At 55.5% G+C, this 20508-nt stretch carries 13 protein-coding genes; 10 read left to right on the top strand and 3 right to left on the bottom strand.

What is annotated here, in order from left to right; translation table 11 throughout:
- Positions 1-11: 11 nt before the first annotated feature.
- Positions 12-326, top strand: a complete 315-nt coding sequence (locus tag AK59_RS0113025) for a lipoprotein (protein ID WP_013098694.1) — start codon at positions 12-14, stop codon at positions 324-326.
- A gap of 116 nt (positions 327-442) precedes the next feature.
- The gene (locus AK59_RS0113020; protein WP_029882964.1) at positions 443-3460 is read left to right on the top strand and encodes an autotransporter outer membrane beta-barrel domain-containing protein; all 3018 of its coding nucleotides are present in this window, start codon (positions 443-445) and stop codon (positions 3458-3460) included.
- Between the two features lie 81 nt (positions 3461-3541).
- On the opposite strand, the gene AK59_RS0113015 is transcribed toward AK59_RS0113020, so the two are convergent.
- On the bottom strand, positions 3542-4069 hold the full coding sequence (locus AK59_RS0113015) for a LuxR C-terminal-related transcriptional regulator (RefSeq protein ID WP_050491987.1): 528 nt from the start codon (positions 4067-4069) through the stop codon (positions 3542-3544).
- A gap of 670 nt (positions 4070-4739) precedes the next feature.
- Between AK59_RS0113015 and pgaA the strand changes: the two genes are divergently transcribed.
- The 4 genes from pgaA to pgaD are packed head-to-tail and all read left to right on the top strand — an operon-like array spanning position 4740 to position 10873.
- Positions 4740-7178 carry a poly-beta-1,6 N-acetyl-D-glucosamine export porin PgaA gene (gene pgaA / locus AK59_RS0113010; protein ID WP_032618567.1) on the top strand — a complete coding sequence of 813 codons (2439 nt, stop codon included), beginning with the start codon at positions 4740-4742 and terminating at the stop codon, positions 7176-7178.
- An 8-nt stretch (positions 7179-7186) separates the two neighbouring features.
- On the top strand, positions 7187-9124 hold the full coding sequence (pgaB, locus tag AK59_RS0113005) for a poly-beta-1,6-N-acetyl-D-glucosamine N-deacetylase PgaB (RefSeq protein WP_029882961.1): 1938 nt from the start codon (positions 7187-7189) through the stop codon (positions 9122-9124).
- Positions 9117-10448 carry a poly-beta-1,6-N-acetyl-D-glucosamine synthase gene (gene pgaC, locus AK59_RS0113000; protein WP_029882960.1) on the top strand — a complete coding sequence of 444 codons (1332 nt, stop codon included), beginning with the start codon at positions 9117-9119 and terminating at the stop codon, positions 10446-10448. The genes pgaB and pgaC overlap by 8 nt, the downstream gene beginning before the upstream one ends.
- Positions 10445-10873: a poly-beta-1,6-N-acetyl-D-glucosamine biosynthesis protein PgaD gene (gene pgaD, locus AK59_RS0112995; protein WP_013098699.1), complete on the top strand. Its 429-nt coding sequence runs from the start codon at positions 10445-10447 to the stop codon at positions 10871-10873. The genes pgaC and pgaD overlap by 4 nt, the downstream gene beginning before the upstream one ends.
- A gap of 47 nt (positions 10874-10920) precedes the next feature.
- Here pgaD and gss read toward each other — a convergent pair whose 3' ends face one another.
- A complete protein-coding gene (gss, locus tag AK59_RS0112990; RefSeq protein WP_029882959.1) occupies positions 10921-12783 on the bottom strand; it encodes a bifunctional glutathionylspermidine amidase/synthase in 1863 nt (620 codons plus the stop codon).
- Positions 12784-12966: 183 nt separating this feature from the next.
- On the opposite strand from gss, the gene yghU reads away from it, so the two are divergent.
- Together yghU and AK59_RS0112980 are read left to right on the top strand one after the other, a co-directional pair.
- The gene (gene yghU, locus AK59_RS0112985; RefSeq protein WP_013098701.1) at positions 12967-13836 is read left to right on the top strand and encodes a glutathione-dependent disulfide-bond oxidoreductase; all 870 of its coding nucleotides are present in this window, start codon (positions 12967-12969) and stop codon (positions 13834-13836) included.
- 160 nt (positions 13837-13996) lie between these two features.
- Entirely contained in the window at positions 13997-14329 is a 333-nt protein-coding gene (locus AK59_RS0112980) for a glycine zipper domain-containing protein (protein ID WP_013098702.1), read from the top strand.
- Between the two features lie 270 nt (positions 14330-14599).
- On the opposite strand, the gene AK59_RS0112975 is transcribed toward AK59_RS0112980, so the two are convergent.
- Positions 14600-16147 (bottom strand): methyl-accepting chemotaxis protein, encoded by a 1548-nt coding sequence (locus AK59_RS0112975; protein WP_029882958.1) that lies wholly within the window; start codon positions 16145-16147, stop codon positions 14600-14602.
- Between the two features lie 552 nt (positions 16148-16699).
- Here AK59_RS0112975 and AK59_RS0112970 point away from each other — a divergent pair.
- The gene (locus AK59_RS0112970; RefSeq protein ID WP_231501497.1) at positions 16700-19246 is read left to right on the top strand and encodes an autotransporter outer membrane beta-barrel domain-containing protein; all 2547 of its coding nucleotides are present in this window, start codon (positions 16700-16702) and stop codon (positions 19244-19246) included.
- 178 nt (positions 19247-19424) lie between these two features.
- Positions 19425-20465, top strand: coding sequence for an aldo/keto reductase (locus AK59_RS0112965; RefSeq protein ID WP_023622102.1), 1041 nt, complete (start codon positions 19425-19427; stop codon positions 20463-20465).
- Positions 20466-20508 lie beyond the last annotated feature (43 nt).

Genomic DNA, 20508 nt, shown 5'->3' with positions numbered 1-20508 from the left:
AAGGATAATTTATGAAAAAACCACTACTCTTTTTAACCGTTACGTTGATGCTAGCCGGTTGTTCCACGCTAAAAACCGATCAGGCCATTCCACTTCTGCAGGCGGAAACCGCTAAAATGCTGGGGCTGGGCTCATCGGATGAAATAACCGTAACCAATGTTAATGGCGCCCAACCGGATGCACTGGGAGGGCAAAAGCTGTCTTATCGCGCTACGACGGAAAAAGGGCGTATTTTCGATTGCTCATCGATGATGATGCCAGGGATTTTAGGATCCGCCCCGACGCTGAGCGCGCCAACCTGTACACCTGTGGTCACCCATAAATAATTAACTTCACATCAAAAGGCGTACACATATTACGCCTTTTACTTTTTCTGTCGTATCGCATTTTTCATATAAAACCGATTTTCCAGACATCACGCTAATGAGTACGGAGATACCCTGTGAATAACTCTACATCGCATTCTTTAGCGGTAAAGACGCCGCTTTCCAGGCTTTACCTCGCTCTATTTTCCGCGCCGCTGTTACTGCTTTCACCTGCCGATTTCGCGCGTGCAGCCGATGCCATTTTTGATGGCGACTCGCGTATTACCGAAACGCTGGGTTACACCGGAGACGTTTACGTTGGACGCAATCAACGCGGAAACCTGCTGATCGATAATGGCAAAATCACCGCCTATAACATCAATATCGGTCGGCTGTTCGACGGCCAAATTTATGAAAGCGTGGTCACAGTCCGTGGGCCAAACGCTGAGCTTAACGCGGTGAACGATCAGTACGTCCTGCGCGGCGACCTGAATCTTGGCCTCGGCACCCTGCGAGTCGAACAGGGCGCGCTGGCGAGCGCAAAAGAGATCGTTGTCGGCACCACCCGCGGCTACGACAGCCACCTTATCGCCACGGGCGCCGGATCTCGCGTAACCAGTAATTTCCTTAGCGTAGGTACCGATCTGGGCGCACGCTCCACGCTGGCGATTGAGGACGGCGCCGCGCTCAATACCACCTACGATGCGCGCATCGGCAATGGTACCGGGCCAGATGAAACTGACACACTGAGCCCGAAAGCCACCGTCATGGGGAGCGGCTCACAGTGGAATGTTGGCCGTACGCTGACGCTTAATGGCGACCTGGACGTGCTGAACGGCGGAGCGGTTAACGTTGGCGGCGTGCAGGTGGCGGGCGTTTCCGGGGCCGGAAAAACCGCCGAGCTGGTTATTGCGGGCAAAGACTCGCGCTTTACCAGCGACAGCAGCGTTAGCGTGGGCGATTATGGCAATGGCGTGCTGTCGGTTATTGACGGCGGTTCATTTTCCGCAGGCAGCAATGCGCTGATTGTAGGGACATCGGGCTCCGGTTCGAACCGGGGGGCGCTCATCATCGGCAGCCGCGGCAACATGGACACCGGCACGGGTATAACTGAGCCAACGCTTGGTACGGCAGGCGGCGCGGGTACCCTCGATGCGAAGACGGCAATCAGCCTGCGTGGCGGGCTATTCGGCAGTTATGTCTATTTCAACCATACCGACGAAAATTACGTCTTCAGCAACAAGATGAGTGGCGAAGGTGAGGTGATAAATACCTCCGGGCAGACAACGCTGAACGGCGATCTTTCGGCGCTTCAGGCGAACGTGACCGCGCGCGGTGGCAAAGTCATTATTGCCAGCAACATCAACACCCAGCCAGAAGACGATATTTTTGAGATTCAGACCCTTAGCGCCGAGAACGGCGGTACGCTGATCCTCAACGCGACGGCGGGATCCGACGTTAACAACGGACAAGGTTACAGTAGCGCCGCGTCAATCAAGGCCGGTGGCACGCTGGGGGGGAACGGCACGTTGGGCCAGACTGAGATCCTGTCCGGCGGGCATATCTCACCAGGGGATGGCGATATCGGCACGCTGACGCTGAAACGTTATCTGAATTTTATCGGCGAATCCTTCTATGACGTTGATATCGCGGGAGATGGCCGCAGCGACCAACTGCTGGTATCGGGCAAAACCACCATCAGCAATCAGGCTAAGGTACAGGTCACCGCGCTGGATCCGCAAACCAGCTATAAAACGGGACAAAGCTATCGCATTTTAACCTCGAACGGGGGTATTGACGGCCAGTTCGCCGGAGCGATTTCCAAATCCGCCTTCCTGGACGTGGCGCTTAAGCAGAGCACCGACGCCGTCGATCTGACCATCGCGCAGAAAGAGACCGGCGGCGAGAATCCTGGAGGTGAAAACCCGGGCGGTGAAAACCCGGGGGGTGAGAATCCAGGAGGAGAAAACCCCGGCGGTGAAAACCCGGGTGGTGAGAACCCGGGCGGTGAAAACCCCGGCAGCGGCAAGCCAGGGATTTTCCAGACCGTGGCAAAGAGCAGCAACCAGTGGAATACCGCCGGCGCGCTCTCCACGCTCACGCAAAGCGGCCCGTCGCTGGCGCTGTATAACTCGCTACTGGTGCTGAGCGCACCGGAAGCGCGCGAGGCGTTTAACCAGCTGTCCGGAGAAGTTTATCCGTCAATGCAATCCAACCTGATAGCCGGCAGCACGCAGGTGTTTAATGTGTTAAACCAGCGTATGCAGCGCGCGTTTGATAACGACAGCCTGCCGATACCACCGTTAGCGATGTCGCTGGTGCAGCAGCCGGAGCCGCAAAACAATGGCGTCTGGGGCCAGACCTTCAGCTCCTGGAGCCGAAGCAGCGGCGACGGTAACGTGGGCAAGCTGGACGGCAACACCACCGGTTTCCTGCTGGGGGCAGATCGTAAGCTGGCGGATCATAACGTACGTGTCGGTGGTTACTTCGGCTACAGCCGCGGTGATTACGACGTCGACAGCCGTCGTTCCTCAACAGATACCGACAACTATCACCTCGGCCTGTATGCAGCGGGTCAAGGGGATGCGTTCTCCCTTCGCGGCGCACTGGGTTACACCTGGCACAAGATCGAAGGCGAGCGCAATGTTGATTTCAGCGGCTTCTCGGATCGGCTGAAGTCTGATTACGACGCCAACTCGCTGCTGGCGTTCACCGAAGCGGGCTACCGTTTCGGCCAGCCAGAGATGAATGTCGAGCCCTTTGTTAACCTCTCCTGGATTCGACTGCATACCGACAGTTTCAGGGAGGACGGCGGTGCCGCCGCGCTGAGCGTACGTAACGAAACGATGAACACCTTCTATTCCACCCTCGGGGTGCGTGGTGTGACCGGATTGCCGAAGAACGTTAACCTCTACGGTTCGTTGGGCTGGCAGCACGCCTATGGCGATAAGAATACCTCTTCGCGTATGGCATTTGCGGGCAGCGACGCGTTCATTACCCAGGGTCAGGCCGTGGATGAGGACGTGATGGTGGGTGATATCGGCGTGAGCGTACAACTGTCGCGTGCAGCGACGCTGGATGTGGGCTATCAGGGGCAATATGGTGCCGATACCCGCGTCAACTCGGTTAACGCTAATCTGCGCTGGTCGTTCTGATTGATATCAACGCTGAAGTGCCGGGTTGCGCTACGTCGACCCGGCCTTCGTGGCGGTTTTTTCTTTTGGTTTATGACCCAATCAGGGATCGTTCCCATCTCCATCCAGCAGTTTGTTTTTAAAGATAAACAAACACGCCTCGTTAAAATTCTCCGCCCCCAGTCGTTCAGAGAGCGCCGTTCGCGTCCGGTAGAGGCTTTTAATCGAGGTGTCCAGTTCCTCCGCCACCTCTTCCATCGACATGCCCGCCCTGAGCAACCGCAGCATAATCGCTTCATGGGTACTCAACCGTAAGTTAAGCAGCCATTTGGTCGTCAGGCGCCTGCCTTTCATATTCAGCACCAGATTAAACAACGACGCCATGTCAGCCACCGGAAGCGCAGTATTCATAAACATCCTCATGCTGAGCTGATTCTCCTCCCGGTGCCGCATATCGAGCATGACGCAGCCGATTGTTTTTCTCGTTCTGGCCGGATGGCGTATCAGATAATCATACAGACGGAGCGGTGAACGGCTGTCAATCAGCACAGAATATTCATCTGCACTGTTATCAAATATCTTTCTGTCAATCGAGTCCAGCAGGATAATATCCGGAAAAAATATCCTCATTCCTCTGACGAGGTAGCGATCCTGTGTCACTAACACTATTGAAGTTGCCACTAACCATCCCTTTTAGATTAAAGCAAGAACGACCCTTCAGAAAGAAGACGCCTTCGTTTTATAGCGCTTTTACATGAACGATAAATGTATTCTGGCTTTGATCATCCCTCGACACGCACATTGATTTGTAAGACTTCCCATAGACTATCACTCAATGTCTGCTATTAATTATAAGTAAAAAACAATCGCAGAAAAGTCACCTCTCAAGATATTAAGAATTTTTGTCACGAAACTTCCCAAACATGCACCAGAAAGTACTTTAATTTATGCACCAAAGCCGCATTAAAAATATAAACAAAAACGTCACAATAAAAATAAATACATTATATATCAACGCATTACAAATATAGACTCCGTTAAAAATAATCATAAAAATCACCCGGATACAGAATTATCTCAAAACAACAACCCGGCTTTTCAACATATTTATCCGTCAACATATCAGGTGTACATTACCTTTCACCGGTCCATAACGATAAGGATCCATAATTACCTTTAAGTAAGTACCTCATAACGTAACTGCATTCACATTTTACGCTCTCATTTATGGCCTTTAACGCTACGTATAAAGGCGGCCGTGTTGCGCAATGGATTTATGATAAACAAATGGCAAATAGATATGGAAAGATCACTTCGCTTCAATACTTTATTCTTTTACCGCGTTCCAAAATTATTGTGTCTGCTATTACTGTTTCCCATTCTGGTTCAGGCTGCCGAATCCGTATATGAACAACAGATTCAGCAGGCGCGCAATGGTAATTACACTTCGTTTCTCCATTACCTGCAGCGTTATCAACAACAGCATGCCCTGACGCCAGAACAAGTGGCAGACTGGCTGCAGGTTGCCTCCTGGGCGGGACGCGATGATGAGGTTATTGAGGTGTGGTTGCGTTATCACGTTTATATGCCACTGCCCGCCCGGGGAGTGGCCGCAGCCGCGCAATCCAGGAGAAATCAAAAGCAGTGGCAACCTGCGCTCGCGCTCTGGAAGCAGGCCTGTAGCCTTGCACCGGAGAACGACGACTACCGTATCGGGTATATCAAAACCCTTGCCGATGCCCGCATGGATCGGCTGGCCCTGCAGGAAGCGCAAAAACGGGTAACAGCGCACCCCAGCCAGATAAACCTTGAGACGCTCGCCTATGTGTACTTACGCCAGGGAAAAAGCTGGGATCGTCTATTAGCGGACACCCGCGCCCTGAAGAGCGCCCCCGAGAATCACGTACTGCTCAGCGCGCTCGTCGACGCCCTGAACGATAACCGGGTCAGTACGCCTGCCCTGCGGCTGTCACAGGGGATTTCTCTGCCGCCCGCACAACGGCGCCAGCTTGAACTTAACGCCGCCGCCGAACAGGTACGCCTTGCCGATGCGCCTGGCCGGACGGAAAAAGAGCGCCTGCGTCTCGCGCAAGCCGCACTGAATCGCTATGACGCCCTGCTTGCCCGCTGGCAACACGAACCGCAGGCGGCAGAAGATATCATTCGCGCCCGCGTCGACCGCCTTGGTGCGCTGTATGCGCATGGTGATTACCCGCAGGCGATCGCTGAATATCGCGCGCTGACGTCAGCTCACCATCCGGTGCCGGGCTGGGCAATCGGCTGGGTGATCTCTGCGTATCTGCAGGAGCAAAACGCCGATGCAGCCCTGGCACTCCTGCAAAAGTATCCTGACTATGCGCGTAACCCACAGGATGAAGAACATCAGCTTTTCTATGCATATCTGGACACCGGACAGTATCAGGCCGCCCGTCACTATCTTGCGCAGATGACCCGCAACGTTCCCTGGGCTCGCTACGATTACGGCTCGCCAACCGCCCAGCCCAACGATCAATGGCTTATCGGCCAGTCGCTCACGTTTCAGTATTTGCTGGCAACCCATGCCCTGCCGCAAGCAGAAGCCGTGGCGCACCGTCTGGCTGCCACGGCACCCGGCAACCAGGGGCTACAGATTGATTATGCCGCCCTGCTTCAGGCCCGCGGCCTGCCACGGGCCGCAGAGCAAAAGCTCAAAATGGCGGAGGTACTGGAGCCGTCAAATACAGAGCTGGAGCAGCAGCAGGCTTACGTCGCGATGGATCTGCAGGAGTGGCGACAAATGGAACTTCTGACCGACGACGTGCTCGCCCGTGCGCCACGTGACCGCAGCGTCCAGCGCCTGGACAGGCTCAGAAATGTGCATCATATGTCTGAACTGCGTCTGAACGCAGGCAAGGGATTGCACTCCGACAACCCGGTCAGCGGGACACACGATCTGAACTGGGACGCCACGCTCTATGGCCCACCAGTCGCTGATAACTGGCGACTGTTTGGCGGCACCCGCTTTACCGAAGGCAATTTTGACGAAGGCAAAGGCACCAGCCGCCATCTGGTCGGCGGCGTCGAATGGCGGTCACGGGATATCTGGCTTGAAGCGGAGCTCTCCGGCAACCGTTATCACGGCACCCACACGCCTGGCGCTCGCCTCTCCGGTCAGTACAGCCTGAACGATCGCTGGCAATCTGGCGGCAGCCTTGAACGGCTGTCACGCACCACGCCGTTGCGGGCGTTACGCAATGGGATCAGTGCAGACCGCGCAGAAGGCTGGGTGCGCTGGTATCAGAACGAACGTCGTGAGTACCAGCTCAGCGCCGCCATCAGCCATTTTTCCGACCATAACCGCCGACAGGAGTACACCCTCACCGGCAAGGAGCAGCTCTGGCAAACGCCGACCCTGACGCTGGATCTTGAACCAGGCATCTCCGCCAGCGCGAATAGCCAGCGGGATACGCTCTATTACAACCCCGAGCGGGATCTGTCCGCGACGGCTGCGTTGTCCGTCGATCATCAGCTGTACCGCTATTACGACACCCTCTGGAGCCAGCAACTGGTCGCCGGAGCCGGAGGATACTGGCAGAAAAATCAGTCTGCTGGCGCCATCACCCTGCTCGGCTACGGGCAACGCGTTCAATGGAACAACGTCGTGGATACCGGCGTGATGTTGAACTGGGATAAGCGCCCTTACGACGGCAAACGAGAAAGCAATCTCACCGTCACTTTCGATGCGACTTTACGGTTTTAAGGATGAATATGTTGACCATTCGTTTTCCTGTGGGCCTGCTCATCATCGGCTGGTTATGCCTCAGCGCAAGCGTCTGCGCCCAGGCCATTTCGTTTATTTCGCCCAACGAGAGACCTCAGCCGGAAGCCAGTAAACCCTGGCCGAAGAATCACTTTCTCGTGCTGGCCTATCACGATGTGGAAGATGACGCCGCCGATCAGCGCTATCTCTCCGTGCGGACCAGCGCCTTAAACGAGCAGATAAGCTGGCTTGTGCATAACGGGTATAACGCCATCAGCGTGCAGGATATTCTGGATGCCCACGACGGTAAAAAAACGCTGCCGCCAAAGGCCTTTCTGCTCAGTTTTGATGACGGCTACAGCAGTTTTTATACCCGCGTCTGGCCGTTGATCCAGGCCTGGAATGTGCCGGCGCTGTGGGCCCCGGTAGGCAGTTGGGTGGATACGCCAGCACATCAAAACGTGAATTTTGGCGGTTTGATGACACCCCGGGACCGTTTCGCGACGTGGGACATGGTGCGCGAGTTAAGCCAGTCCCCGCTGATTGAGATCGGCTCGCATACCTGGGCTTCGCATTACGGTATACCGGCCAATCCACAGGGAAGCCGCGAACCGGCTATTGCCAGCCGCTTTTACGATAACGCGACAGGGCGTTACGAAACTGACCAGCAGTTCAGCCAGCGCATCGGCGATGACGTGCGGAAAGTCACCGAAAAAATCGCCCAGGTGACGGGCAAAGCGCCGCGTGCCTGGGTGTGGCCCTACGGTGCTGCCAACGGCACGTCGCTCGCCATTGCCAGACAGCAGGGTTATCAGCTGGCCTTTACCCTTGAGGACGGGCTGGCAGATGTGCGTCACCTGGACAACATCCCGCGCCTGTTAATCTCCGGGAATCCCTCGCTTAAAGCCTTTGCCAGCAGCATCGCGCAGATTCAGGAGACCGACCCTGTGCGCGTGATGCATGTCGATCTGGATTACGTTTATGACCCCGATCCGGCTCAGCAGACCAAAAACATCAATACGCTGATCCAGCGGGTCTACGACATGAAAATCAGCCATGTTTTCCTGCAGGCATTTTCCGATCCCCTCGGCAACGGCACGATTAACGCGCTCTACTTCCCCAACCGTCGGCTGCCCGTGCGTGCCGATCTCTTTAACTTTGTCGCCTGGCAACTGCAAACCCGCGCGGGCGTAAAAGTCTACGCGTGGATGCCGGTTCTCTCGTTCGATCTCTCCCCTGCACTGCCGCGCGTGCAGCGTCGGGATCGGCAAACGGGCCAGGTACGCGCCGCCACCGAGCCTTATACCCGGCTTTCGCCGTGGGATCCGCAGGTTCGACAGCAGGTGACCGAAATCTATGAAGATCTGGCCCGCTATGCCAGCTTCAATGGGATCTTGTTCCATGACGATGCGGTGCTGACGGATCAGGATGATGCCGGGCAGCAGACAACGCGCCAGAAAAGCCAGACGCTAATCGGGTTTACCCACGCCCTGAGCCTGGCGGTGAAGCATATCCGCGGTCCGCAGATAAAAACCGCGCGCAATATGTTCGCCCTGCCGATCCTCGACCCGGCGAGCGAGGCGTGGTTTGCGCAGAATCTTGATGACTTCCTGGCGGAGTATGACTGGACGGTGCCGATGGCCATGCCGCTGATGGAGTCCGTCCCGGCAGACGAGAGCAACGCCTGGCTAACGCGCCTGGTTAAGACCGTTGCCACTCGCCCCGGCGCGCTGAATAAAACCATTTTTGAGCTGCAGGCCCGTGACTGGGCGCAGACACCGCAACGCGCCGTACCCGATAGTCGCCTGGCGGAGTGGATGCGCGTGCTCCAGCTTAACGGCAGCAAACATTACGGTTACTACCCCGACGATTTCATCCATAACCAACCTGATCTTTCCCGTATCAGGCCTGAATTCTCTTCGTACTGGTATCCTGACAATGACTGATCGCCTTATCGCCTTCTCAATTTTATGCCTGGTATTTGGGTTGCCATTAGGCGTGGCCGCCCTCTTTACCGGCGAACTGATTCTGGATTTTGTCTTCTTCTGGCCCCTGTTCATGTCCGTATTCTGGATCACCGGGGGGCTCTATTTCTGGTTTCAGCTGGAACGACACTGGTCATGGAACAGAAAAACGCCCGCCCCGACGTTAGAGGGCGATCCGTTAATTTCGATCCTCATTCCCTGTTTCAATGAGGAACGCAACGCCCGGGAGACGATCGGTGCCGCGCTGGCCCAGCGTTACCCGAATATCGAGGTCATCGCCATCAACGATGGTTCTTCCGATAACACCGCGCAGGTGCTGCAACAGCTGGCGCAGGAGCAGCCGCGACTGCGCGTCATTCATCTGGCGGAGAATCAGGGGAAAGCCGTGGCGCTGAAAGCGGGCGCAGCGGCGGCCCGGGGAGACCTTCTGGTCTGTATTGATGGCGATGCCCTGCTCGATCGCGATACCGCCGCTTATCTGGTTGCCCCGCTGATCCACTACCCCCACGTGGGCGCCGTGACCGGGAACCCGCGTATTCGCACGCGCTCCACGTTAATTGGCCGCATTCAGGTGGGCGAATTCTCCTCCATCATAGGGCTCATCAAACGCACGCAGCGGATCTATGGCCGGGTCTTTACCGTCTCTGGCGTCATCGCGGCCTTTCGCCGTCAGGCGCTGGCGGACGTAGGATACTGGAGCCCGGATATGATCACCGAAGATATCGACATCAGCTGGAAGCTTCAGCTTCGCCACTGGGATATTTTTTTCGAGCCGCGCGCGCTGTGCTGGATCCTGATGCCGGAGACGCTAAAAGGGCTGTGGAAACAGCGCCTGCGATGGGCTCAGGGCGGCGCGGAGGTGTTTCTGGTCAATCTTCGCAAGATCGTGCGCTGGGAGCATCATCGCATGTGGCCGCTGTTTTTAGAGTACGCCCTGTCAACGCTGTGGGCGTTTGCGTATGCGGTGACGGTGCTGTTATTTATCATCAGCTCCCTCACGCCGCTCCCGGCAAACCTGACCGTCACGAGCCTGTTCCCGCCGGAATTCACCGGGCTCCTGCTGGGGGTGATGTGCCTGCTGCAGTTCCTCGTCAGTTTGTATATCGAGCGACGCTATGAACGTAACGTGGCGAGTTCGCTTTTCTGGATCATCTGGTTTCCGATGGTGTACTGGATGATCGGCCTGTTCACCACCCTCGTCGCCTTCCCAAAGGTCATGCTTAAACGCCAGCGCTCACGCGCGCGCTGGATCAGTCCGGACAGAGGAAAAGGGAGTATTCAATGAACGAAAACACGTTAATCCTGACTGAACATCGGCTGGTGCCACGGCTGTTTGATGCAGCGTTAACCCTGCTGGCCTGGGGAGGATTTCTCTTTTTCCTCTATGCCAACCTGTGGATGCAGATAACCAACGAGAGCGACTACCGCTGGGGCGTGATTATTGCCTCCTTTAAGACGGTGCTGATCTATTTACTGATCGCCGCGCTAAACGGCTGGCTGCTGATCCTGTGGTATCAATATAATCGCCGCCGCGCGCATGCAAGACGACATCGCCGCCCTGCAACGCTTAAGCACGACGAGCTGGCCCGCAGCTTTAACGTGACGCCGCAAATCATCTCTGAGATGAGCCAGTACAATTTACTGACGGTCTATCATGACCAGATCGGTCGCATCATTGATTTGAAAATCAGTCAGCAGGACGAGGAATAAACCTCAGGCATCCGCAGGTTATCCCTGCGGATGCTGATTCTGCACGGTTACTTATCCTTCACCACAATCAGCGGTTCAATATCGCTCTCTTTTTTCACCACCAGCGTTTCATCCCCACGCAGACAGGTTCCGCCGTAATTCCCGCCCACGGTAAAGGTACAGACCTGAATATATTTGCCGTCCACCTTCGGCAAACACCACAGCTGTTGGTAGATATTCTTGCGATCGACAAACTTGCCGCTGGATTTATCCAGCAGTTCATCCTGGGCGCTGATCAGATCGATATTGCTGCCGCAACGGCCGGCAATGGGTTTGACGGCATAACCGGTCTGCTTCAGCAGCGCGTTAACCTCAAAATCGGTATCGAGCAGGTAGCGGTGGTTAGGGAACAGCTGCCACAGCACCGGCAGGATCGCCTTATTGCCAGGGATCACCGTCCACAGCGGTTCAAACACCAGCACTTCCGGGCGCAGCAGGACGTCAATCAGCCGCACCTCGCCTGCCGGGTGGCCGGTGCGGATCGGCACGGCAGCGTATTCGGTTTCGCTGACCTCCCGAATCTGCTCGATTGCCGTCTCCCACGCCCAGGTTTTCCACACGCAGTTGACGTGGCGACCTTCGTCGTCGATTAACTGCCCGGCAGCATCCCAGCTCAGCGCGCCCAGACCGTGCAGAATTTTGGTGTCAAACCCGGCCTGCAGCAGCGAGCGCTGAATAAAGAGCGCGTGGTAGTCTTCTTCGACATCGTTGTCCTGCATGATGTGCACGAACGGACGCGCATGGCTGTGTTTCCACGCGCCGGTCAGCTCCTCCAGCAGACCTTCTGCCGGGTTGTGCCCATTGCCGCGATAGCCGTTTTTGACCCACTCTTCCAGAATTAACCCGCCCTCGGTGTGGCAAGAGGCGGAATCAGCGTTGTACTCGTAAACCTTAATGCCGCGCTCATCCATACAGAAATCCATACGACCGGTGATCATATGGTGGCGACGCCACTGCCAGGAGAGACGCAGGCGCGGCCAGAGGATTTTGGGGATGTCGAAAAGCGCCAGTAAGTTGTCATCTTTCAGCACTTTGTCGGTGGCGTGCAGATACATCAGATGCAGTTCATTGGTCGCTTTAATCAGCTCCTGCTCGGCGCTTTCGGTAATCGTGAAATAGTGGCAGGGATCGTTATTAATAACGTGGCCGTTGGCGCGGATGTAGGCCTGCTGCAGGGCGTCATTTTCGTTGAGCCATTTTCCGTCGTATTGACGTTTATTCTTCAACCGCGCACCGCTGATTTTCAGCAGTTCGCCGTCAGGTTCGGGCTGGGGAATGCTGTGCTCCGTGTCGTCCGTCTGGATCATCCAGCCAAGGATTTCGGTATCGCTGAAGGTGTCATGAAGCGTGTAACAGCCGTTCTCAACGGTCATGCGCAGTTCGCGGGTCCACTGCTGTCCGAGCGGAAGCGGGGAGTGAATAACATTCTGCTCGGCAATGCGGACCTTGCCATCCAAAAGCTGGGTGATTACCGCGACATGGCCGGTTTCATGGAACTCGCCGCCCTTTTGCCAGATGAGCAGCGCCCCGGCCTGCGGCGCGCGTTTCGAGCCGTTGGCAAAAGCCTGTAACGGCAGAATATTATCGTTCACCACCTGGCGCAAAAAACGCAGGGAGAAGATCTCCCACGCCATCCCGACATCGGTAAACACAAAGCCATAGTTGAGGAACAGAAAACGGCGGGCGAACTCCACACACTGCCACTTGTGGCCCATGTATTCGTTGCCAATATAGCTGCGGAAATCCGCGTCTTGCGGGTACTTACGCGGGTCCAGACTGCCGTAATTTGAAGAGTAAATCGCCACGCCACCGGGCGCATAGCCTAACAACGTCCCGAATGGCGCATCACTGCTTAACTTTCCTTTACGCATGTATCCAACCTAAAACAGGCAGGCGGCAATTTTTGGAAGGGTTGTCGTCGTCTGCACGTTGTAATTAACCTGACAGAGGTGGGGTTATCATACACCTCCCCTGACCTTTGCGCTCAGTTCGTTAAACGGTCTATTCATCTCCTGCTACACTGCCTCAACACATCACAAAAAAGGCAGGCCAACATGTCAGACGAAAATACCTATCAGCCACCCAAAGTGTGGGAATGGAAAAAGAACGGCGGCGGGGCGTTCGCCAACATCAACCGTCCTGTTTCTGGTGCCACACATGAGAAAGATCTGCCCGTCGGTTCGCACCCGCTGCAGCTTTACTCCCTGGGCACGCCGAACGGCCAGAAAGTGACGATCATGCTCGAAGAGCTGCTGGCGCTGGGCGTAACGGGCGCGGAGTACGACGCGTGGCTGATCCGCATCGGTGAAGGCGATCAGTTCTCCAGTGGCTTTGTTGAGGTGAACCCGAACTCGAAAATACCGGCGCTTCGTGACCACTCCACCACCCCGCCAACGCGCGTATTTGAATCCGGAAACATCCTGCTCTATCTGGCAGAGAAGTTCGGGCATTTCCTGCCAAAAGATCCGGCTGGCCGCACGGAAACCCTGAACTGGCTGTTCTGGCTGCAGGGCGCGGCCCCGTTCCTCGGTGGCGGTTTCGGCCATTTCTACAACTATGCGCCGGTGAAGATCGAGTACGCGATTGACCGCTTCACGATGGAAGCCAAGCGCCTGTTCGACGTGCTGGATAAACAGCTCGCCCGCGGCCGTTACGTGGCGGGTGAAGAATACACCATCGCCGATATGGCGGTCTGGCCGTGGTTTGGCTGCGTGGCGCTGGGCAGCGTCTACAACGCCGCCGAGTTCCTGGACGCAGAGAAGTACACCAACGTCCAGCGCTGGGCAAAAGACGTAGCGAACCGCCCTGCCGTGAAGCGCGGACGGATTGTGAACCGCACCAACGGTGAGCTTAACGAGCAACTCCACGAACGCCACGCGGCGAGCGACTTCGAGACCAAAACCGAAGATAAGCGTCAGGCGTGATGCACTGCCGGGCGGGTAACCGCCCGGCCAGGCAAATCCTTGCCCAGGGCATGATTAGCTTAAGGGTTGGGCCGGTATTACTGGCACTATGCGGACGTTTTTCTCCAGCCAGACGGCGAGAAGCGACGTTTCAACCGACAGCAGTCACAAAGGATTTGTTATGAAATCAATCAATACAGCGCTGGTGATCAGCATCCTTCTTTTTTCTACCTCTGGTATGGCGATGGATAAAACCGCCGCCGGTGCGGTAGCAGGCGCGGCGATTGGGGCGGCCACAGGTAAAGATCTGAAATCCACCGTAGGCGGCGCGGTCGTGGGTGCAGGCACGGGTGCGATGTTCAAAAACGGTGACAAAGGTAAAGCCGCGCGTAAAGGCGGTGCCGTAGGCGCTGTTGTTGGTGCAGGTGCCGCTGCCGTGACGGGCAACAGCGTGCTGAAAGGTGCAGCTGTCGGTGCGGGTTCAGGCGCGCTGATTGGTGAAGCGACGCACTGATAAACGCCGTGGTTCTGACTTTCGAACCGGTAGGTTGAGTTTAATGACAAACCCCGCTATCAAAAAATGAACCGCCTGTTTTGCCGGGTGGCGCTACGCTGACCCGGCCTACAATCGACAACAATATCAATAAATTGGCACTGTTCGTTGTAGGCCCGTGCAAGCGTAGCGCCGCCGGGCGAGGGGCACATCTCGCACGATATCAGCAGCCTCAACCCAGCGCTTACGCTGGGTTTCTTGTTTTCTCTGGTCAGGCAACCAACCGCAACATTATGCCGTGAGACGGAACTTCTGCACCGAACGCTGAAGCTCTTCGGTCTGCCGCTCAAGTGCCGCTGCCGCGGCGGAGACCTGCTCCACCAGCGAGGCATTTTGCTGGGTTACACCGTCCATCTGCGTAATGGCAACCCCGACCTGGGAAATGCCTTTGCTTTGCTCCTCAGAGGCTGACGCAATCTGCTTCATGATGGTGGTCACTTCCGTTACATCGCGCAGAATCGCTTCCATGGTGGTCCCCGTGTCGTTCACCAGTTGAGCCCCCTGCTCGACGCGAGCGACGGAATCGGCAATCAGCCCTTCAATCTCTTTCGCCGCGTTGGCGCTGCGGCTGGCCAGATTACGCACCTCACCTGCCACCACGGCAAAGCCACGGCCTTGCTCACCCGCTCGCGCCGCTTCCACTGCTGCGTTGAGCGCCAGGATATTGGTCTGGAAGGCGATACTGTTAATCACGGTGGTGATTTCAGCAATTTTCTTCGAGCTGTCGGAAATACCGCTCATGGTGGTCACCACCTCCTCCACCAGCGAGCCACCGCGGCTGGCCGTGGTCGATGCCACATCCGCCAGCTGGCTTGCCTGACGTGCGCTTTCGGCGTTCAGCTTCACGGTGGCAGTGAGTTGCTCCATGCTGGCTGCTGTCTCTTCCAGCGCGGCAGCCTGCTCTTCGGTACGGGAGGAGAGATCGTTGTTACCGCTGGAGATCTCGGTCGCCCCGCGCCAGATATTTTCACTGCCCGCACGGATCGTGCTGACCGCCTCGCGCAGGCTGTCCTGCATGGCACTCAGCAACGGCACCAGCTGTCCCACACAGTTACGACCAAACGGTTCAATGGGCTGGCTGAGATCGCCCTGCGCAATCTGGCGGAACTGCTGACGAATTCGGTCCAGCGGTTTCACCAGCATCGCCACCAGGTAACGGTCGCTAAAGAGCAGGATCAGCAGACCAATCACGGTGGCGGCAATAATCACCGTGCGGGTCATGCTGGTCAGGCCATCCACCACTACGCGGGTACTGTCGAGGGTCTTCGCAGCGGCGTTATTGAACTCCTCAGCGGCCGCACCAAACGCACGGCTCAGCTGTGGCGTGACGTTATTAGCCTGCTGGCGATAACCATCCAGCGCGCCCAGCTTCGCCTGCTGCATTTGTGGCGTAACGCCCTGCTCGAGCAGCGCCTGCCAGGTGCCGATCACCCGGGAGGAGACCTGTTCATCCATCGGACCCGGAGAGATCGCTTTCATCTCGGCCAGTTTTTTGCCCATGTTATCCAGCGCCTGCTGGGCGGAGGCCAGATCCGGCGTACCGCCGGCGGCTTTGACTTCCATCGCGCGGCTCAGTCGGGTAACGAAGCGGAAATACTGATCGTTGCCCTGGCTGAGTATGGTCATCTGTTTCACCAGCTGGCGATCGACTTCATTGCCATCCGAAACGCGAGAGAGGGACCAGGTGCTGTAGAGTCCAACGCCTGCCCACATTAAACAAAAGATCCCCAGGATCGTCAGCATGACGAAACGGATCGTGAAATTACGGAGCATGTTCATAAGTGTTCCTTGCCGTGAGGGTGAGTTCGCCCAGAGGCGAGTACTACTCTCGTTATCGGCAGGAACCGGGGAAGTTATACTTTTTCGCGAATAATTTTATAAAATTATTTACTGCCTTACCGAGCGCTGGAAAAGCGATAATCGCTGCGGGGAAAATCTCCCTGCACAATACGTGTTTTAATATTTCAGCAGCTGTCGATATGTAAAACAGACAAACAGTTAATTAACCTCATAACCCGAAAGGGTTAATATTCTGGTGATATGGGGCGATCAAAGTACCGCACATCCAGTCAAGAAACCCCTTAATTTGTATGCAAATCATTCCAAAATATTTACCACATGAATTAATTAAATTTTATCAATCAGGTTTAATTATTTAACTGTTAATTATTTCGCGGGATATATTTTTAGATTTCATTACATCCCCACCCCGTAAGAAAGTTCTTATTTTAAATAAATTCATTTAAAAAGAGCCGGACAATTATCGACTCATCCAGAGAACTTAAAATGCGCAACTTAATGAATCGTACGTTGCTTTCGCAATGTGTTTTAGTGGCTTTAACGTCATTTGGCGCCCAGGCTGCCGTAACGCCCGCCACGCCCTGCCAGCCCGGCGTGACATCGCAGACCTGCGGCTTATCGAAGTACAAAGATAATAGTTTCTATCAGGATCCCGGCGTGACTAATGCCATTATGGCCGACACCACCGCAAATAATATATTTATGGATGGAAGCCGTGAATCAGGAGATACCCAGTCATTGACCGTTTCCGGCACCGACATGTCCGGCCATTATATTCAGGGCAGCAACGGGGGGACGGCTAATATTACGCTGAATAACGGCGCCACCGTCGATATGATCGAAGTGGGCAATACTGGCGCAACCACCAATACGACGGTTACCATCGATGCCGCTACGCTGAATGGCGAAAATGACGCCGGAAGCTATGAGGGAAAGAAAGCCTATATGATGGGTTCAGCCATTTACCTCGACCCGATGGATAAAGGCTACCACAACGTGATCGTTGAGAACGGCAGCTTACTGCACGGCAGTATTCTCAGCGCGGGAGCCGGTGCGCAAAATATTGCCATCAGCGACAGTACGATGGATAGAGGCGGTATCTACGCGGGTAGCGATAAATCTGATACCAATATTACGCTGACTAACGCTTCCGTGGATGCCTCGCAGAGCGAAATCGCGCAGAACATCGACACGCTGGCGGTAAAACTGAGCGAATACAAGCCCTTCAGCGACATCAACCTGGATGCCTTTGGCGATGTCGCCATTGCAATGTACGGAACGAAGGCTGATTCGCTGGCGCTGAATAACAGCACGATCACCGGAGACATTGGAGCCATTAACGAAAACGGCACCACCCATATCTCACTGACAAATAACAGCGTTGTAAATGGCAATGTAACCGTCGATGGTAATTCCGCAAATTCCGTTCTGGTGGATAACAGCACCGTGAATGGCGGGATAAATACCAGCCAGAATAAGGGCAGCAGCACCATCACGCTGCAGAATAATGCAACCGTCAACGGTGATATTACAACGGGTGCGGGTGATGATACGATCGTGCTGACCAATGATTCACATGTAAATGGCAATGTTAACGGCGGTGACGGTAGCGATACTCTTTCAATGGATGCGGGCAGTTCCATATCCGGACAAATAAGCCAGTTTGAAACGGTGAATACCACCAGCGATAACAGTATTGCCATTGATAAAATTAACGATGCAACCAGCTGGAGTTTGCAAAATGGTTCAACCCTGATAGCCACCACCACCGGCAGCAATGCACTGGTTACCATGAGCACCGACAGCTATGTTAATTTCGGTAATATCACCGGCGCCAATAACGCAGTGATTGTGAATAGCATCACCCCATCAGCACTGAATCAACATAACGTTATTCTTGGTACGTTCACCACTTCAGGCAGCAGCGCACCAGAAAATTATGCCGCCGCAAGTTTTACCAACGGCCAGCAGAATGTTGAGAACCGTAGCGGCGCGTATAACTACAACAATAGCCTGAATATTGTTGCCGCCGACGGCTCACCTCAGACTCAGCTTACCGCAGATAATAGCCAGAGCTGGAATATTGAATTTAACAGCCAGAAGGGAAACCTCGCGAGCGACGTTCAGGGGCTGATCGCCGGACTGGATGCCGCCGAACAGGCCGGACATCAGGTTGCTGATGACATCAGCAACCATATGAACCAGGTGCATCTCGCAAATATGTTGGGAGAACAGCAGGATGGCGCACAGGTCTGGGGGGATTTTCTCTATCAGAACGGCAATTTCAGCAACGACGTCGACTATAAGAGCATTACCCAGGGGGCACAGGGCGGCGTGGACTGGACCGCTCATCTGAACAACGGCGATAGCGTAACCGGCGGTATCGCACTGGCGTGGACGCGCAGCCGCGCGCAGGACACCAGCGACAGTGTCGACGGCTTTAAAGACAGCGTTTACGGCAATTACTACAGCATTTACGGCGGCTGGCAGCAGGCGCTAGACAGCAGAAACTGGGGACTGTTCGCTGATGGCAGCTTCAGCTATGGCGATATGCGTTACTCCCTGTCTGCCAATAACGTTACGGGCAACACCAGCGGTATGACGGAAGCGCTGCACGGCTCCACCGATGGTAGCCTGTATCTTGCACAGGCCCGCACGGGGGTGAACGTACTGCTGCCTGGCGAAACGCTGCTGCAACCTTACGCCACCTTAGGCTGGGATCAGACCAAAGCAAACGGCTTCTCTGACAGTGAAGTGGCCTTTGCCGACAGCCAGGTCTCGTCATGGAACGGGGGTGTCGGGGTTCGGCTAACGACCACGCTTCGGGATCTGAATAAGAACTTGCAGGTGATGCCGTGGATTGACGCGCGCTTCCAGAAAGAGTTCAGCGATGATACTGACATTCAGGTAGCGGATTACCACAACACCTCAGGTCATAACAACGCCATGGGTATGTTTGGGGCGGGTATTAATGCCACCGTCGCCCACAACTTTACCCTTAACACAGGTGTATACGTCGGCACGGGCGATGTGGATAACGATGCCAGCGTGCAGGCGGGGATGAGCTACAGCTTCTGAGTGTCGTCTGATGCCCGGTACGCTGCGTTTACCGGGCAGTACGGTGCACGCCATCAAACAGGTCCTGGGGAAAGTGCTGTCAGTGAGGTCTGGCATCGCTTCTTCCCAGGATTTGTGTTTTGATAAGGACAGAATGAAAACGCTGTTTCAAAAATTCATCGATAAGAAAGGAGACATCATGTCCTGGCACCCTAACCCCGGCCGTTATGAAAATATGCAGTACCGCTACTGTGGCAAAAGCGGGCTGCGCCTGCCTGCGCTGTCGCTCGGCCTGTGGCATAGCTTCGGCCATGTTCAGCCGCTCGACACCCAGCGTGCGCTACTGCGTAAAGCCTTCGACCTCGGTATCACCCATTTCGATCTTGCCAATAACTACGGCCCGCCTGCGGGGAGCGCGGAAGAGAACTTTGGTCGCCTGCTGCGGGAGGATTTTGCCGCCTGTCGCGACGAGCTGATTATCTCCACCAAAGCGGGTTACGACATGTGGCCGGGACCGTATGGCTCGGGCGGCTCGCGCAAATATCTGCTCGCCAGCCTCGACCAGAGCCTGAAGCGTATGGGTCTGGAATATGTGGATATTTTCTATTCCCATCGCGTGGATGAGAACACGCCGATGGAAGAGACCGCTGCCGCGCTGGCCCATGCGGTGCAGAGCGGTAAAGCGCTGTATGTCGGAATTTCGTCCTATTCAACGGCGCGCACGCAGAAAATGGCTGACCTGCTTCGCGAATGGAAAATCCCACTGCTCATCCATCAGCCGTCGTACAACCTGCTTAACCGCTGGGTGGATAAAACCGGCCTGCTGGAGACGCTAAAGCAAAACGGTACCGGCTGTATTGCGTTTACCCCGCTGGCGCAGGGGTTGCTGACCGGAAAATACCTCAACGGTATTCCTGAAGGTTCGCGGATGCAGCGCGAGGGGAATAAAGTGCGCGGGCTGACGCAGAAGATGCTGACCGAAGCCAATCTGAACAGTCTGCGCTTGCTCAATGAGATGGCACAGGCACGTGGTCAGACAATGGCGCAGATGGCGCTAAGCTGGCTGCTGAAAGATGAGCGCGTAACGTCCGTGCTGATTGGCGCGAGCCGCCCGGAACAGCTGGAAGAGAACGTTCAGGCGCTGAAAAACCTGCGCTTTAGCGAAGAGGAGCTGATACGCATTGATAAGCATGTTGCGGATGGAGAGTTGAATCTGTGGCAGGCGTCGTCGGATAAATAGTGCGGTCTGTTACCCTCTCCCACAGGGCGGAGGGGTCCCCCCC

This window comes from Enterobacter sp. T1-1 (genome assembly GCF_000710795.1).
GTDB classification, from domain to species: Bacteria; Pseudomonadota; Gammaproteobacteria; order Enterobacterales; family Enterobacteriaceae; genus Enterobacter; species Enterobacter cloacae.
The sequence above is the reverse complement of the archived record's forward strand: the minus strand, read 5'-3'. Positions and strand labels throughout refer to the sequence as shown.